Genomic DNA, 14,765 nt, shown 5'->3' with positions numbered 1-14,765 from the left:
CTTCAATGTTCCGCAAAGGCTCTGCCGCTTCTGCCTTTCTTCTTCGCTTCTAGCGGCGCGGCCGCCGCGCGAAACTCCTCCCACGGATCGGCTGCCAGTGCTACCAGCCGCGTAGGTGTGTTGGAAACGGTAAAATAGGGCGGGCCTATGCCCTCGTTCAATTCATCCCAGGCAAGCGGCATGGATACCGCAGCGCCCGGCCGCGCCCGGGTGGAATAAGGGGCAACCGCGGTCATGCCGCGTTGATTGCGCAGATAATCGACCAGGATCTTGCCGCGCCGCTTCGATTTGGTGATGGTCGAAACGAACCGATCCGGACTGTCCAACGCCATGGCATCGGCGATTGCTTTCGTGAACGCCTTCACCTCCGGCCATTCGGCCTTTGGCTTCAGCGGCGCCACCACATGCAAACCCTTGCCGCCGGATGTCTTAACGAAGGATGCCAGTCCTTCGCCGGCAAGGCGCTCCCTCGTTTCGCTCGCGGCCGCGATGACGGCATTCCACGGCACGCCTTCGCCGGGATCCAGATCCATGATGATCGTGTCCGGGCGCTCCCAGTCGGCAGCGGTCGATCCCCATGGGTGAATCTCCAGAACGGCGGACTGCACCAGGCCGATCAGACCATCGAGATCGTCGATCGCAATCAGCGGCTCCTCGGATTTTTCCTTCGGGTCCTTGACCAGCACAATATTGGGATTGAGGCCCTTCCAGGCATGCTTCTGGAAAAACTTCTCGCCCGTTATGCCGCTCGGACAGCGCACGAGCGCCAGCGGCCGGCCGACGACATAGGGAGCGATGTAGCGCCAGACTTCGGTATAGTAATCCGCAAGCCCCTCCTTCGTCACACCTTCATCCGGCCAGTAAAGGCGATCGGGATGCGTGAGCGTCACCCTGCGGCGAGGCGGCTTCGGCAGTTTGGCCGCAGCTTTCGAGCCTTCGCGCATTACATCACTGGGGGCCTTGTCCTCCCTCAAACCCCGGAAGGAGGCGTGCCGCAGGTTGCCATCGGCGGTCCATGCGCCGAATTCCACCTCGGCGACAAGCTCGGGCCGAACGAAACGCGCCTGCCGTGCCTCGTCCGCCGTCAAGCGCTCAGAGAACGGGCTTTCCCGAATCCGCATGCCATCGAGGCGGCGGAAGAGTTCTTCGGCTACCGCACCCGTAAACCCAGTGCCGACGCGGCCGACATGTTCGAGCCTATCACCGTCATAGACGCCGAGAATGAGCGAACCGATCGCCCGGCGCGAAACGGTGGAGGGTACGTAGCCGGCGACGACGAACTCCTGCCGGGCCGAGCACTTCGATTTGATCCACGCCTTGCCACGACCGGGACGATGGCTTGCGTCCCGGAGCTTGGAGACCACGCCTTCGAGGCCAAGGCGGCAGGCATGCCGCAGCACCAGCGCGCCGTGCTCGTCAAAATGGTCGCTGTAACGAATGAGCCCCAACCCCGAACCAGCGAGCTTGCTGAGCAATTGCTTGCGCTCGATGAGCGGCAAGGATCTCAGGTCGAAACCGTCGAGATAGAGCAGATCGAAGACGTAGAAGACGAAGCGGTCGGACCGGCCCTCGCTGAGGTCAGCCTGAAGCGCCGAAAAATCGGATGCGCCCGAAGCGCGCTCGACAACGAGCTCACCGTCGATGAACGCGCTGCCGATCGGCATTGCCTGCAAGGCAGCAACGATGGCCTTGCCGAATTTTTCGGTCCAGTCCAGACCGCTGCGGGTCAGAAGCTTCACGCGGCCCGCCTCGATCCGGGCGAGCAGCCGATAGCCATCGAACTTGATCTCATGAATCCAGCGGGGACCGGTGGGAGGCGCCTTCATCAACGTCGCCAATGTCGGCTCTACGAACGCGGGAAGCGGCGCTTTCTTCGCCCCTTTGATCCGCGACAGATCCGGAAGAACCGGCGCCTCTCGCTCATCCGTCGCGGCCGGGCGCTTGCTCTTCGCCTGCGACCTGCCCTTCCTGCTGATCTTGCCGGTCTTCGACGACCATCCGGGCTCTTCGCCGGCCACCTCCTTTATATCCCGGCCGGTCTTCACCGATTCCGGCCGCTCCTCCAATATATCCGGCGCGCCTTCCGATCGCGCTGCATCGTCCTCGCCCTTGATCAGCAGCCAGTTCTCGCGCTTCTCACCGGGCCTGTGGTGCATCCTGACGAGATGCCAGCGGCCGCCAAGCTTCTCTCCCTTCAATTCGAATTCCATATGGCCCTTGGCATAGCCTTTGGCCGCGTCGTGAACCGGCGTCCAGGTTCCGCGGTCCCAGACGATGACTGTGCCGCCGCCATATTCGCCTTTCGGGATGGTGCCCTCGAAATCCCCGTATTCGAGCGGATGATCCTCGACATGGACCGCCAGGCGCTTTTCCCCGGGAACGAGGCTCGGCCCTTTCGTGACCGCCCAGCTCTTCAAGACGCCGTCCAACTCCAGCCGGAAGTCGTAATGCAGCCGGGTGGCGTCGTGCTTCTGGACAACGAAGCTGTTTCCGGATTTGCGCGCCCGTCTGCCCTTCGGCTCCGGCGTTGTCCCGAAGTCGCGTTTTTGGCGATAGGTCTTGAGCGTCGCCATCGATCAGCTCGCCTTTCGCCGTGAAGCACTTTCCTTGCTGGCTTTGCTGGCCCTTTTGGGTTTCGTCTTGGATGCCGCTGCAGGCTTGTGCATCAGCCCGGCGCTTTCGCGCAGCGCCGATATCAGGTCGACGACCTTCTCGCGCTTCGGCTCCTTCCGGGCGGCAATCTTCTTGCCCTCGAGCTTCGCCTTGACCAGCTCGGCAAGCGCCTCCTCGTACCTGTCATCGTATTCCTTTGGATCGAACTTGCCTTTTTTTGTCTTGATGATGTGCTCGGCCAGGTCCAGCATCTCGCCCTCGATCTTAAGATCGGGCACATCCGCGAAAGCGTTCTTGGCGGAGCGGACCTCGTAGTCGAAGTTCAGCGTCGTTGCGATCAGGCCCGGTCCGTGGGTGCGAATCAACAGGGTGCGAACCCGCCGGAACAGCACGGTGCGCGCAAGCGCGGCCACCTGTTTCGAGCGCATTCCTTCGCGGATCAGAACATAGGCCTCCTCCGCGTGACGGTCAGCCGGCGCAAGATAATACGGCTTGTCGAAGTAGACGTCGTCGATGTCATCGCAAGCGATGAAGGCGGAAACCGAAAGTGTCTTGTCGCTCTCGGGGACAGCAGCCTCTATCTCTTCGGGCTCAAGCACGATGAATTCTTCGGACGCCGTTTCATACCCCTTGACCTGGTCATCACGCTCGACCGGCTTGCCGGTCTCGCTGTCGACAAACTGGCGACGGACCCGATGACCCGTCGCGCGGTTCACGGTATGGAACGCAATGCGTTCCGAGGTCGATGCGGCGGTGTAGAGAGCCACGGGGCAACTCACCTCGCCGATCTTGATGAAACCTTTCCAGTTAGCCCTTGGTGCCACGGGCATATCTCTCCTTGTTCTTCGCGACCGACATTGGTCTGCCACGTCTAGGCTCGATGGTTCGTGAGCCCCTGCATGGCACCTGCACCTGACCACGTGACCGCATCTTCCGCGAAGGCTCCAAGGTTCCTTCCTTCGCCTTTGCGCGGCAGTTTTCGATGTAACCCGACGGCCGGACGAAATGTTCCGATCACCTATAGCGTGGCGCGTCTTTTCAGACGCACAAAGGTCGCTGTAGCACCTCGAATTGCTGCATCCTTAAATCGGCTCCGTTTTAAGGAAACATGCAGTAAGCGCGTTCTCCTTCCGAGCGCCGCGGGAGAGCCGCTTCCGCGGAACTCTCCCGGCCAGCAGCGGTTGGTCGCATGTCGATCGTGGAGATGTGTCATGCCTGGACAGAAGATATCGAAACATGTCGAGAATTGGCCGAACGAGTCCCGCGACGCCGCGCAACTGGTGATCAACCAGTACGGCGAGCCCGACGAGGTAACGGCAAGCCAATTGATTTGGCACAAGCCGGGGCCATGGAAGCGGATCGTGGCGTCGAAGACATTCTACGAGCACAACTTCCCCGCGCCTCACAACGACTCGGTGGAATCGGTAATCGACTATCGAGTTCCTCCGCAAAAGTTTTCCGAACTCGCAGAGTTCGACGGCAGCGTAATCGTGGAACGCACCGCCGGCGAAGTATCCGCGCGCTGCCATGACGAGCAGGCAAATTTTCTAGCGCTCAACCTGATGCATGACATCGTAACCGGTGCAAAGAATGTCGAGCAGGCTCGTTCCTACTATGCCAAGGAGTTCGCGAACTACCGACGCAAAAAGCCGACTCCATACATGGAGAAGCTGCGCTTCACGCCAGCGGAGCGAGGCGGGGCCGACCTCGACGTTCGCGTGCTAACGGACGAGGATCTCGCCGAGGCCAAGCGCGAAGGCGAGCAGCGCGGCTGACCTTGAGTCGCTCCTGTCCCAGTGGGAATAATCTCACTTCTGAGTAGAGATGATGTTGTCGACCCTGACGGTGCCGCCGATCACTTCTCGTTTGGCGCCTGCAGGGGCAGGCCCTTCTTCGGTGACGGTATAGAGCTTCTCGTTGCGAAAGGCGCTCGCCATATCGGTCGTAACGCCTTCCGCGGGCTTTGCGTCGATCTCCAGGAAATCCAGTTCAGCCTGCGAGGCGACGATGCGAGCATCGCCTGGGGATCTCGCCACCACAGTCACTTCGCCTTGATACGTGGCGTTCTGCCAGTTGGGGTCGTCAGGTGCCGCGAGCGGCGACAAGCGGTATATCTTGAGTTCTTCCTGCATGGCGCTCCTCGAAAGCCCCTCTCACTTCGATTGGTCGATCGCATGCGGCGAAGGCTGTCCTTCGGCGGGTGGCTGCTCGAGTGGAAAAACCACCCAGATCACTGCAATCAGCACCAGGACAAAAATCACCGCTGCTACTACGGAATTCGGCATCTCACCTCCGGCGATCAGTTGATGGCGTCCCGTCACCGGCGCCGCCTGAAAACCTAGACATCGGCTTCTCTTTTCGGAGCCAGAGTCGAATCCTGGCGAGTGTGGCCCCAATCGCCCAAGGCCAAAATTGTTCCGGCGGCAAAGCCTTGCCTGCTTGATATCCAAGGGCGTGCCGCTGCGGAACAATTCCCCAAGTCTTCGGTTGGAGCACGGCTAGTCATCCGCTTCAGAACGGAACCATCAAGCGGAAAAGATGCTCCAGATTCAAAGGACTAGAGCATCTTAGCGCGTTCGTTCCGAACGCGCGGACTGTCGGAAGGGAGGAACGGGCCATGGGTGCCGCGGCTGAACATTTGCAGGCATGGCTCAGGGATGCGCATGCGATGGAAGAACAGGCGATCACAATGCTCACCAGCCAATCCAGGCGGCTGGAAAACTATCCAGAGCTCAAGGCCAGGATCGACAAGCATCTCCAGGAAACGCGCGATCAGGCGGCAATGCTGGAGCAATGCCTGGAGCGCGGCGGCGGCGGCACCTCGGCCCTCAAGGATATCAGCGGCAAGATCGTCGCTGTCGGACAAGGCCTGAGCGGTCTCTTCGTCAGCGACGAAGTCGTTAAGGGGACGCTCGCCAACTATACGTTCGAGCACATGGAAATCGTCAGCTATAGAGTACTGATCGCTGCCGCCAACTATGCCGGCGACCAAGAAGCAAAGCAGGTCTGCGAAACCATTCTGCAGCAGGAAATCGCAATGGCCGAATGGCTCGAACAGCATGTGACGGATATCACGCGGACCTTTCTCGATCGGGATCAGCGCGATGTCACGGCAAAACATTGATGCGAGCGCCCTGAAAGGAGACGCGACATGCTTACGGATTATCTATGGCTTTTCGCGACGGCGGGTGGTGCCTTCCTCCTCGGATGTGCCCTTATGTACGCGGTCACGAAGCAGAAACCGCTTCCACCGGCCCTCAAGGAGGCGCAAGAGCGCAAGATAAAAAAGGAATACGGCCGTTCGTCCGAGGACGGAACCCGCTGAACGGACGTAACTCGGCGCGAGCTAGCGCGGGATGATGAAAAATGTGCGCGGTTTTCCGCCCGCATCCCGCGCTAACTTATTAGAATCGATCACGTTCATGATTTTAGGTCGATCCGACCTAAAATCATCGTGATCTAAGTCGCTTTGGTCGGGGAATGCTCTTCGTCGGCGCTTTTGTTACGACTTGGTGCCTTGGCACGCTGCCCGCAGAGCCGTGAGCGCTTCCGCCTCGGAGTGGCACAGAAGATTGAGCTCCACGGGCCGTCGAAGCGCGATCTGTATGTGGTGAGATCCGAACATCCGAATCAAGCCGCGACCCGGGAAACGCCCGTTGCCCGGGGCTCGATTATTCCACCGCGTGATCTTGCCGGGCGGGTTCCTGTATGCATGCGGCGTTCCGAGTATTCGCGAGCATTCTTCGTAGAACGCCTTTCTGTCGTTCGCCACATCACCGCTCATTTCCGAGGCCTCGCTGCAATGACGTCCGGCTGGCCATAAGCCGCTGCATCCGCGGGCGTTATCGAAATCGGCGGCACTGGCGAAGCTGGGATTGAGCCGAGGGGAATGTCCGCATCTGCAGGCGTTATTCGAGCGGGGCGGCTTCGGCAAACAAGCTTCACGGTCTCTTTGAGAATTTCGACCGTGATCTTTTCGCCCGGACAGCGATGGCTTGTTTCGGGCCGGCCGCCGCCCTGCGGAACGAAGCGGAAGTCTCCGTTTCGCCACGACAATCCACGTTCGGGATTGAAGGTTGCAGGCTGAGGAAAAAGACGAGGGTCGTGGGTCGTTCCATAGAGATCGAGCAGCAGCCAATCGTCTTTGCCGAGCGCGTGCTCCCGCCAGACGAGATCCTTTCTCAGCCGCGCGCCAACGAACGGAAAGAACGGATAGAGACGCCGCCCCTCCTCGACGAATCCTTCGATCTCCTCTTCGTGCCCGTCGCGGAACCGTTCGTGCCAGTCGGAACTGCGGGCAAGCGCCAGGCCCAGGAAAACGATCCAGCGGCTGATTGCCGCGATCGGACGCAGCAGGTTGAGAAGTTCGACCGCTGCGGCTTCCGTCGAAAGAGCTCGTCCGTCGGCGTCCCTGTAAAGCAAGCAAATCGTCTTCAGCACACGGTCCTCGCCTAAGTCGAGTGAGTCGTCGCGCACCGCCTCCACGATCGATACGAGCCACCGCTCGGTTCGCCGGCGGGAAATCAGCGCCAGACATGCCGATGGGCCAGGACGGCCGGTGTTGTCGATCATTCGTGCGAGGCTTTCCGCGAGCCTGCGGTCATCACGGCAGCGCTCAGGAATGCCGATCCAATCCGCCGAAGCTTTCGTCAGGATGAGATTGGCGACTTCGCGGAGATCGGAATGACCCGTCTCGCGATCGCCGAAGTGAGCAAGCCAGCGCTGGCGAAAGCGTTCGACGAGCGCGGCGACCGCGCCATCGTTCATCGCCAGGTGTACTAACATCGCTTTCCTCTGCCGGTGCATCTCGCCCTCGAGCTGCTGAACGCTGTTCTTGTCCTGAAGCAGGCGCAGCACGGTCCACGGTATCGATCCGACACGCGTGACATCGTCACCGCCGTAAAAGAGCTGCGCTGCCTCCTCCCCGCGCATGCAGAGGATGGGCCGAAGCATCAGCCGGGTTCGAAAGATATCGGTCCCGAGTTCATCACAGCGCCTCGATATGAAGGCGTAGCCCTCTCGAAGCAGCGCCAAGCTACTATCGAACGACGATGTGCGGGGTATCGACTTCATCAGAGGTCAGGCTCGCTTGTGCAGGTGCCCAACTTTCCCCCGCCCGGGATGTTCCCTGCGGCGTCCGCGAAGCCGGGCAGGCAGGAGGGGAACAAAAACGAACCGGGCCGGTTCTGCTGACGCGGCAGAAAGGAGCGCCAATGCCGTCTGAAAGGGAAAACAACCCCGCCCAGGTGCGCGGCGATATCCAGCGCGGATTGACCGGAGATAAGAAGCGCGGCTTCGACCCGGCCGCCGCACCCTTGGAAACCGACAGCGAGGCTGGAGGCGCGCCGCTTACTGCGGAAGAGGCGCAAATCGACAGAGCCGAACAGCTACGCAACAGGCCCGCCGACCGTTCGCTCGAATACGGCGATGCGATGCGACCGTTTGCGGATCTCATGGGGCGTAAGACAACGGCGCACCGATCACGAACGCTGCTTGTTCTCGGCGCCATTGTTGCGGCCGCCATACTTGTCTACGCCATCGCCGTCTCCTGGCAGTGACCCGCGAGGGAACATCCCGTCCGACATAGTGTTTAAAGAGGAGTGGCCCCGTCGCCGGTCCGCCCGCTGTCCGGCATGGCGCAAACCGCATTTGAGCCGCAACTGAATGGAGTGTTCGAATGTCTGATCATCACCCCCGGAAAAGGGATCCGCTTACCGAACTGACGGAACGGGAGAAGGCCGCCTACTTGCGCAGGTCGTCCATGCGGTTCCTCGAATGCGCCATCCACCTTTGCGCCACCCACATGCCGATTGATGAGGTGGCACAGGTACTGGAGGCGGAGGCGGAGCAGCTTCGGCGTTATTCCTGATCCGTAGTACTCGATCTCGCCGCCCCGTTAAACGTTGTCGAACGTGCCGAGAACGCGCGGCGGCGGCTCGGTCAAGTAAGGGCGCTCTCCGCGACGAACGAGGTAAACTTCCCGCTCGGGGTTGGCCTCTATGACAAAGCCGGAGCTGCGAAGCAACGCCTCGACGGCAGCCCGGTTCGGGATGAACCAGTTGGTCGGATCGTCGGCATAGCGGTGTTCCACGAAGAACAGCTTGGGAAAATCCGGACGATCGAAGATCTTCCAATCTGGAAAATCATAATTGGTCTCCAAAGGCGCGACCGTTTCCTCCCCGCGCTGCATGCACTGGAAGAGCATTTTGTCCGACACGACGTGTTCATAGAGCAGATCGAGTGCCAGCAGAGGATGGCGCAGGTGATAGAGAACGCCCATGAAAAGGACGAGGTCGAATTTTTCATTGAGCTGGCCCACGTCGTAGACCGACATCTGCCTGAACTCGATGTCTATTCCAACATGTTCGGCCGCGAACCTTGCTTGCCGCAAATAACGCTGGTCGGAGTCGATCCCAAGCACGCGGCCTGCATGGCGCCGCTTCATTTCCTGCGCGTAGAAGCCGGCATTGCAGCCGATGTCGAGAACGCTTCTGCCGTCGAGATCTTCCGGGACGATATGTTTGAAGGCCGCCCATTTCACCGCGGGATAATCCCCGAGGAAATGGTCGGGTGAAGTTTCTACACCTGCGATCCGCATGTTGTGGAACCAGGGGCCGAGAGCGGCGATCTGGCTCTCGATAATCGCTCGGTCCTTCGTTTCCTCAATCATGGTCAGAGGTCCTGAGAAAGGATGGAGGGCTGCGGCTGGCGCGCAGGACGGCGCACTCGATGCACCGGCCGCTCCATAGCGAGCGACTTCTGGAACCAGAGAATCGTCCGTGACAGCCCCTCCGCCAGTGGCACCTTCGGTTCCCACTTGAGGAACGTTTTGGCGCGGGAGATGTCCGGCCGACGCCGCTGCGGATCGTCCGGAGCCGGGGGCGCGTGAACAACGCGCGAGCTCGTCTCGACCGTTGAAAGCACCAAATCCGCGAGCTCCATGACGGTAAATTCACCGGGATTGCCGAGATTGATGGGAGCGCCCGGATTCGGCCTCCGGTTCATCAGCTTGATCAGGCCGTCTACAAGGTCGGACACGTAGCAGAAGGAGCGCGTCTGCTCACCGCTGCCGTAGATCGTCAAAGGCTCGTTTCGCAGTGCCTGCACGATGAAGTTCGAGACGATGCGACCGTCGTTCGGCCGCATGCAGGGCCCGTATGTATTGAAGATGCGGGCGACCCGTGCGTCGACGCTGCCGGTGCGGAGGCTATCGAAACACAGAGCCTCTGCCGCGCGCTTGCCTTCGTCATAACAGGCCCGCGGTCCGGTGCAGTTGACGTGACCCCAATAGTCTTCCTGCTGCGGATGCTCTTCCGGATCCCCGTAGACTTCGCTTGTCGACGCCTGCAGAAACAGCGCCCCGTTCCGCTCCGCCAGACGCAGCAGATTGCGAGTACCGGAAACGCTGGTCATCATCGTGTGGATCGGATCGGCCTGATAAAACGGTGGCGATGCAGGGCATGCCAGATTGTAGATCTGGTCGAGTGGTTCGTCGATTTCGACCTCGTCGCAGATGTCCTGCTCTATAGCGGTGAAATACGGATTGCTGCACAGGTGCGTCACGTTGGCAGGCGAACCGGTAAGATAGCTATCGACGCAGATGACGCGGTGGCCAGCCCGGACAAGCACAGTACAAAGATGCGACCCGACAAACCCGGCACCGCCGGCAACGAGAATCACCTTGCTGCGATTTGCTTTCTTTCTTTCTGCCATCGGCCGTTTCTCCTTTCGGTGCTCAGCCAGATTGTGCTGTTCGGAATGCTTCATTCCAAACGTCGTGCGGAGCGACGCTCTCGATCGCTGCGAGGAAGGTCTTGGCCCGCGCCGAACCGCTGTGCGTGGTCGCGATCCGGGCATAGGCTTCTTCGGCAAGCCTGCTGCGGCGGGAATCGTCGGGATTCGTCAGCGCCGAGATCACGTCGTTGGTACCGTATGCGACGACGGCCGCTCGTCCGGGCGGGAAAAAAGTCTCGATGCCCGGCCAATGATCGCTGATGATCGCAGTCCGGCAGGCTGCCGCCTCAAACAGGCGCACACTCGGCGACCAGCCAGCGGCGATCATGTCGGCGCGTGTCACATTCAGCGTGAAACGCTGGCGGCTGTAAAACGAGGCATGTTCGGAAGGCGGCAGATGTTCGATGTGCTGGACATTTGCAGGCCAATCGGTGTTGTCGGGATATTGCGGCCCGGCGACGACAAATCGCATCTCCGGTAATTTTCGCGCAGGCTCGAACAGCAGGCGTTCGAGCGTCGGCTGGCGGTCGGGGCTGAAGGTGCCGAGATATCCGAGATCCCATGTGAGCTCCTCGCCGGTATTGCGGTAGAGGTCGAGATCGACCGAACAATAGAGGGGCTGCGGGCGCTCCGCGCCAAAATCATCTCGCAAGCGATCGAGCGCCTTTCCGCCGGAAAAGGTAAAATAGACGTCGAAGATGGGGACCTGCCGCCGCGCAAGATATTCCTCGTCACCCCGTTCAAGCTTTGCGAGCGTCACCGGCGTGTCGATATCGTAGAAGCAAAGCCGTTTGGGTGCGAGATTCGCGACAGCATCTATGATGGTGACTCCGTCCGGAACATAGGAGCCGATCACAACGGCATCCGCTTCTCGTATCGTGCGCGCGTGGCGCGTGAGAAGCTCGTCGACGCTCGTATAAAAGACGATATTGCAGAAGTCCGGTTCCGCGAGATCCCGGTGGCTCGCGTACCAGGGCACGTCGCGTTCATAGAAGATGAGCTTGTGCCCGGCGGCGTGGACGCCGTGGAGAAGAGCGCGGAACGTCGTTGCATGGCCGTTTCCCCAAGACGAGGACAGCGAGAGACCGAGGACGACGATGTCGAGAGGGCGGCTCATTCGGCAGCCTCCCTCGGGCGCATCCTTGCGCGGAAAATACGGTCAGCCTCTGCCGCGCGGTGATCGTAGGTGTGCACTGTCAAGACACGGGCGAGGGCTCGCTTTCCAATCTCCTTCGCGCGCTCATCGGGGATCGCCATGAGATCGGCAACGTCCCGCCCATCTCTCGCCACAAGCACTTCTTCGCCCGGCTTGAGGAAAAGCTCGATGCCTTCCCAGGCATCCGTAATCAGGCAGGCACCAGCCCCTGCCGCCTCGAAAACGCGAGTCGCCGGGGAAAAGCCGTTCTCGGCCATGCTCGTCCGCGAGATGTTCAGCACGGCTTTTGGTGTCGCATTGAAGGCGTTGTGATCGCCGGTCGGGACATGGCCGATATAAGCGACGTTCTCCGACATCGGCTTGTCCTGCCATCCGGCACCACCCAGCAGGAACCGTCGACCCATGAGACGAGCCGCAGGATCGAGAAAGAAAGCCTCAACGCGCGCCTCCCGGTCCGGCAACCGATTTCCAAGGAAAGCCAGATCGGCGGCAAAACGCGGATCCGCAGGAACCGGATAGTGTGTCCGTGGATCGACGGCATTATAGATGGGAATGCATTCACGGGCGCCGATAGCGCGATAGGCCTCCACCACCGGGTCGCCGCCGCCATAGGTCAACACCAGGTCTATGGAGGAAAGCGCAAGCCGCAAAGGATGGTCTGGATCGGCGCGAAGCATGGCGAGGGTAGCAGGCGCGTCGACGTCCCAGAAAATCTTCAATGCCGTGGGGCGGGCGGCGGACAGGACTTCGTGCAACAGCAGATCATCCTCGAAGCCGACGCCGCTTGCCTTGACGACTATATCGGCCTGAGCTGCCTGCTTCGCGGCAGCTTTGAGAGCCGGTATGCTTCCCTCATAGACCACGACCCTGCACCAGTCGGGCGCATCGATATCGCGGTGCTTTTGCCGATCGTAGACGTCGGGTTCATAGAAGGTGATCTCGTATCCCCGCGCAGCGAGCGCCCGGAGCAATCCGCGATAATAGGTCGCCGCGCCATTCCAGTAGGCCGAAACCAGGCTCGATCCATAGAAGGCAATCCTCATACCGCAGCCTCCTTCAAAATGGTTGGTTTGCGCTTGGCCCCTCCAGGGCGATAGGCAGCGACTATGTCGAGAAGCTCGTCGACGCGATGGCGGCAGGTATGGCGTGCTCGGATCGTCTCCAATCCAGATGCCACCATTTCTTCGGCGAAAGCCGCGTCGGAGAGAACCTTCCGCAGGAGGCGGGTCATCTCTTCGCCGTCGCGAGCAAAAAGGAAGTCCTTGCCGGGGCGGAACAGACCTTCCGCGTCGGTCCACGGCGCCGAGATCAGCGGAATGCCGCAGGCAAGCGCCTCGAACACGCGTATGGTCGGTATGCCGGGCAGTGCCTCGACATAGGGGCGTCGAGGGATGTGGACGGTCGCGCGACATTCGGCGAAGACGCGTGGAACGGCGGCATTTGCGAGCCAGCCGCCGTAGACGATGCCCGCCTTCCGCAACGCCGCAAGGGCCGCAACAGGATATCGCACTCCGCGCACCGTCGTCTTCAGCTTCAGTTTTCGTGCCGGCTCGATCAGGAAGGATGCGATCTCGGCGCTCCGCTCATCGTCGCCCCAATTTCCGATCCAGACGAGATCGCCCGTTTTCTCCACCTCCGGCATTGGATGGAACAGAGCGGCGTCGGCCGCTTCGTGCCAGGTATAAACATGTCTGCCCCAGCCGGAGCGAAGATAGCGCTGACGGAGCGCCTCGCCGAAAGCCAGGACAAAATCGTAATGGGAAAGATCAAGGCGGGCGATTTCGGCCTCGGCGGTGATGGCTCGATGATGAGTGTCATGAAAGGCCAGCGTGAAACGGCCGCCGTCGCGGCGTGCCCGCCCGAGGCGCGCAACCAGCGCCGGCTCCGTCCATTCATGCAGGATGACAACATCCGTGTCGTTCACCGCCGCCTCATGGTCGAAGTCCGCGTCGTAGACTTCGAACCGCAGCTCGGGAAAGTGTTTGCGAAAGCCTACGATCGGCCCAACTCCCTGGTCTTCCAGCAAATTGAGACGGCTCCACGAGTCGCTCGGCTCGAGTGCTGTCGCCTCATGGCCGGCCCGCAACAGCTCACGCATGACGCCGCGCAGGAAATGGGCGTTGCCGTGGTTCCAGTCGGAGACAAGGGAATGGGTGTAGAAGAGGAATCTCATCGGTCACTCCGCTGCAGTCATTCGGCGAGGCTCACGCACCGCCTGGCGGTAGACGTCGAGCATCGCATTGCGCTGCGCTTCGATCGTGAATCTGCGTGAACGCAATCGCGCTCGCCGGCCGAGTTCGGCCCTGAGGCGCGCGTCATCCACGAGCCGGTTGACGGCCGCAGCGAGTGCACCGGGGTCGGCCGGGTCGGCGAAAAGTGCAGCACCGTCCCAGAGCTCGCGATAGGTCGGGATGTCGGCGAGCACAAGCGCCGTACCCGATCGCGCAGCCTCGAGCGCGGCGAGACCGAACGGCTCGTAGATCGAAGGCGAGACGACGATCGCGGCCCGGGACATCAGCGCCATCGTATCGTCGTGGGCGAGTTCGCCGCGATGGTCGGCATGCTCGATCGTCAACCGCTGACCGCTGGGGCCGTCGCAGGATCCTGCGATGACGACGGGCCAGTGGATCGCCGCGGCAGCCCGGTCCAGTACGGCACCGTTCTTGCCCTCGTCCCACCAGCGGCCCGCTGCAAAAACGAAGTTTTCCCTGGCCTCGACATAGCCGGATTGCCGACTCGCATTGTAAACGACCGAGAGATTGCCGATCGGTCCGTAGCAGCGAGCCAAAGCAGCGGCATGGCTTCGGCTTGGCGCCAGAACCACGTCGGCGCGGTCAAGGCCTTGCCGGTTGCGTCGCTTCTGCCAGAGCCATTCCGGCGGCAAAGCGCTGGCGCGTACCGCCTCGAACCAGGTGACGACGCATGAGTGCGAAACCGCGACGACCGGTAGCCCATTCCCGCAGCTCGCGGCCTGAGACGGCAAGTTGAGCTGCAGCAGCTCGGCGGAATGCTTGATCGACAGCTCCGCCAGCCGATCGGGGACGATGTCGAGTTCCTCTTCATCGGCGACTGTCCAATCGAGCGGCGCATTCGTCCATTCAAGCATGCCGATGCGCTCGGCTTCACGTCGTTGCTGCTCGGATGGCGCAGGCCCGAAACCGACGAAGACAGTTTCCACGCCGGCGGTGCGAACAGCCCCGGCAAGATCCATGGCATAGCGCCAGACACCGCCGATCGCATCCACGCTCATGATGATGCGCTG

The 14,765-nt window shown here is 61.1% G+C and carries 16 protein-coding genes; 5 read left to right on the top strand and 11 right to left on the bottom strand.

Going from position 1 to position 14,765, the window contains the following annotated elements; translation table 11 throughout:
- Nucleotides 1-2: 2 nt before the first annotated feature.
- Together ligD and ku are read right to left on the bottom strand one after the other, a co-directional pair.
- A complete protein-coding gene (gene ligD, locus PYH37_RS11540) occupies nt 3-2,573 on the bottom strand; it encodes a DNA ligase D (RefSeq protein ID WP_280735072.1) in 2,571 nt (856 codons plus the stop codon).
- Between the two features lie 3 nt (nt 2,574-2,576).
- Nucleotides 2,577-3,437: a non-homologous end joining protein Ku gene (gene ku, locus PYH37_RS11535; protein ID WP_280735071.1), complete on the bottom strand. Its 861-nt coding sequence runs from the start codon at nt 3,435-3,437 to the stop codon at nt 2,577-2,579.
- Nucleotides 3,438-3,824: 387 nt separating this feature from the next.
- On the opposite strand from ku, the gene PYH37_RS11530 reads away from it, so the two are divergent.
- Nucleotides 3,825-4,388, top strand: a complete 564-nt coding sequence (locus PYH37_RS11530) for a hypothetical protein (protein WP_280735070.1) — start codon at nt 3,825-3,827, stop codon at nt 4,386-4,388.
- Between the two features lie 33 nt (nt 4,389-4,421).
- On the opposite strand, the gene PYH37_RS11525 is transcribed toward PYH37_RS11530, so the two are convergent.
- The gene (locus PYH37_RS11525; RefSeq protein WP_280735069.1) at nt 4,422-4,745 is read right to left on the bottom strand and encodes a hypothetical protein; all 324 of its coding nucleotides are present in this window, start codon (nt 4,743-4,745) and stop codon (nt 4,422-4,424) included.
- Between the two features lie 21 nt (nt 4,746-4,766).
- Nucleotides 4,767-4,898 (bottom strand): hypothetical protein, encoded by a 132-nt coding sequence (locus PYH37_RS11520; protein ID WP_280735068.1) that lies wholly within the window; start codon nt 4,896-4,898, stop codon nt 4,767-4,769.
- A 332-nt stretch (nt 4,899-5,230) separates the two neighbouring features.
- Here PYH37_RS11520 and PYH37_RS11515 point away from each other — a divergent pair, with 332 nt between their 5' ends.
- Together PYH37_RS11515 and PYH37_RS11510 are read left to right on the top strand one after the other, a co-directional pair.
- Nucleotides 5,231-5,737 carry a ferritin-like domain-containing protein gene (locus tag PYH37_RS11515; protein ID WP_280735067.1) on the top strand — a complete coding sequence of 169 codons (507 nt, stop codon included), beginning with the start codon at nt 5,231-5,233 and terminating at the stop codon, nt 5,735-5,737.
- Nucleotides 5,738-5,764: 27 nt separating this feature from the next.
- A complete protein-coding gene (locus tag PYH37_RS11510; RefSeq protein WP_280735066.1) occupies nt 5,765-5,938 on the top strand; it encodes a hypothetical protein in 174 nt (57 codons plus the stop codon).
- 455 nt (nt 5,939-6,393) lie between these two features.
- On the opposite strand, the gene PYH37_RS11505 is transcribed toward PYH37_RS11510, so the two are convergent.
- A complete protein-coding gene (locus PYH37_RS11505) occupies nt 6,394-7,566 on the bottom strand; it encodes a cytochrome P450 (protein ID WP_280735064.1) in 1,173 nt (390 codons plus the stop codon).
- Between the two features lie 260 nt (nt 7,567-7,826).
- Here PYH37_RS11505 and PYH37_RS11500 point away from each other — a divergent pair, with 260 nt between their 5' ends.
- Nucleotides 7,827-8,171 carry a hypothetical protein gene (locus tag PYH37_RS11500; RefSeq protein WP_280735063.1) on the top strand — a complete coding sequence of 115 codons (345 nt, stop codon included), beginning with the start codon at nt 7,827-7,829 and terminating at the stop codon, nt 8,169-8,171.
- A 119-nt stretch (nt 8,172-8,290) separates the two neighbouring features.
- Entirely contained in the window at nt 8,291-8,482 is a 192-nt protein-coding gene (locus tag PYH37_RS11495; RefSeq protein WP_280735062.1) for a hypothetical protein, read from the top strand.
- Nucleotides 8,483-8,509: 27 nt separating this feature from the next.
- On the opposite strand, the gene PYH37_RS11490 is transcribed toward PYH37_RS11495, so the two are convergent.
- The 6 genes from PYH37_RS11490 to PYH37_RS11465 are packed head-to-tail and all read right to left on the bottom strand — an operon-like array spanning nt 8,510 to nt 14,753.
- Nucleotides 8,510-9,283 carry a TIGR04290 family methyltransferase gene (locus PYH37_RS11490; RefSeq protein WP_280735061.1) on the bottom strand — a complete coding sequence of 258 codons (774 nt, stop codon included), beginning with the start codon at nt 9,281-9,283 and terminating at the stop codon, nt 8,510-8,512.
- Nucleotides 9,284-9,285: 2 nt separating this feature from the next.
- The gene (locus PYH37_RS11485) at nt 9,286-10,326 is read right to left on the bottom strand and encodes a UDP-glucuronic acid decarboxylase family protein (protein WP_280735060.1); all 1,041 of its coding nucleotides are present in this window, start codon (nt 10,324-10,326) and stop codon (nt 9,286-9,288) included.
- Between the two features lie 22 nt (nt 10,327-10,348).
- Nucleotides 10,349-11,464, bottom strand: a complete 1,116-nt coding sequence (locus PYH37_RS11480; protein ID WP_280735059.1) for a CgeB family protein — start codon at nt 11,462-11,464, stop codon at nt 10,349-10,351.
- Complete coding sequence (locus tag PYH37_RS11475) at nt 11,461-12,546, bottom strand: CgeB family protein (RefSeq protein ID WP_280735057.1); 1,086 nt, start codon at nt 12,544-12,546, stop codon at nt 11,461-11,463. The genes PYH37_RS11480 and PYH37_RS11475 overlap by 4 nt, the downstream gene beginning before the upstream one ends.
- The gene (locus PYH37_RS11470) at nt 12,543-13,676 is read right to left on the bottom strand and encodes a CgeB family protein (protein WP_280735056.1); all 1,134 of its coding nucleotides are present in this window, start codon (nt 13,674-13,676) and stop codon (nt 12,543-12,545) included. The genes PYH37_RS11475 and PYH37_RS11470 overlap by 4 nt, the downstream gene beginning before the upstream one ends.
- 3 nt (nt 13,677-13,679) lie before the next feature.
- Nucleotides 13,680-14,753, bottom strand: a complete 1,074-nt coding sequence (locus PYH37_RS11465) for a glycosyltransferase family 4 protein (protein ID WP_280736013.1) — start codon at nt 14,751-14,753, stop codon at nt 13,680-13,682.
- Nucleotides 14,754-14,765: the final 12 nt, after the last annotated feature.

Origin of the sequence: Sinorhizobium numidicum, assembly GCF_029892045.1 — a bacterium.
GTDB classification, from domain to species: Bacteria; Pseudomonadota; Alphaproteobacteria; order Rhizobiales; family Rhizobiaceae; genus Sinorhizobium; species Sinorhizobium numidicum.
The sequence above is the reverse complement of the archived record's forward strand: the minus strand, read 5'-3'. Positions and strand labels throughout refer to the sequence as shown.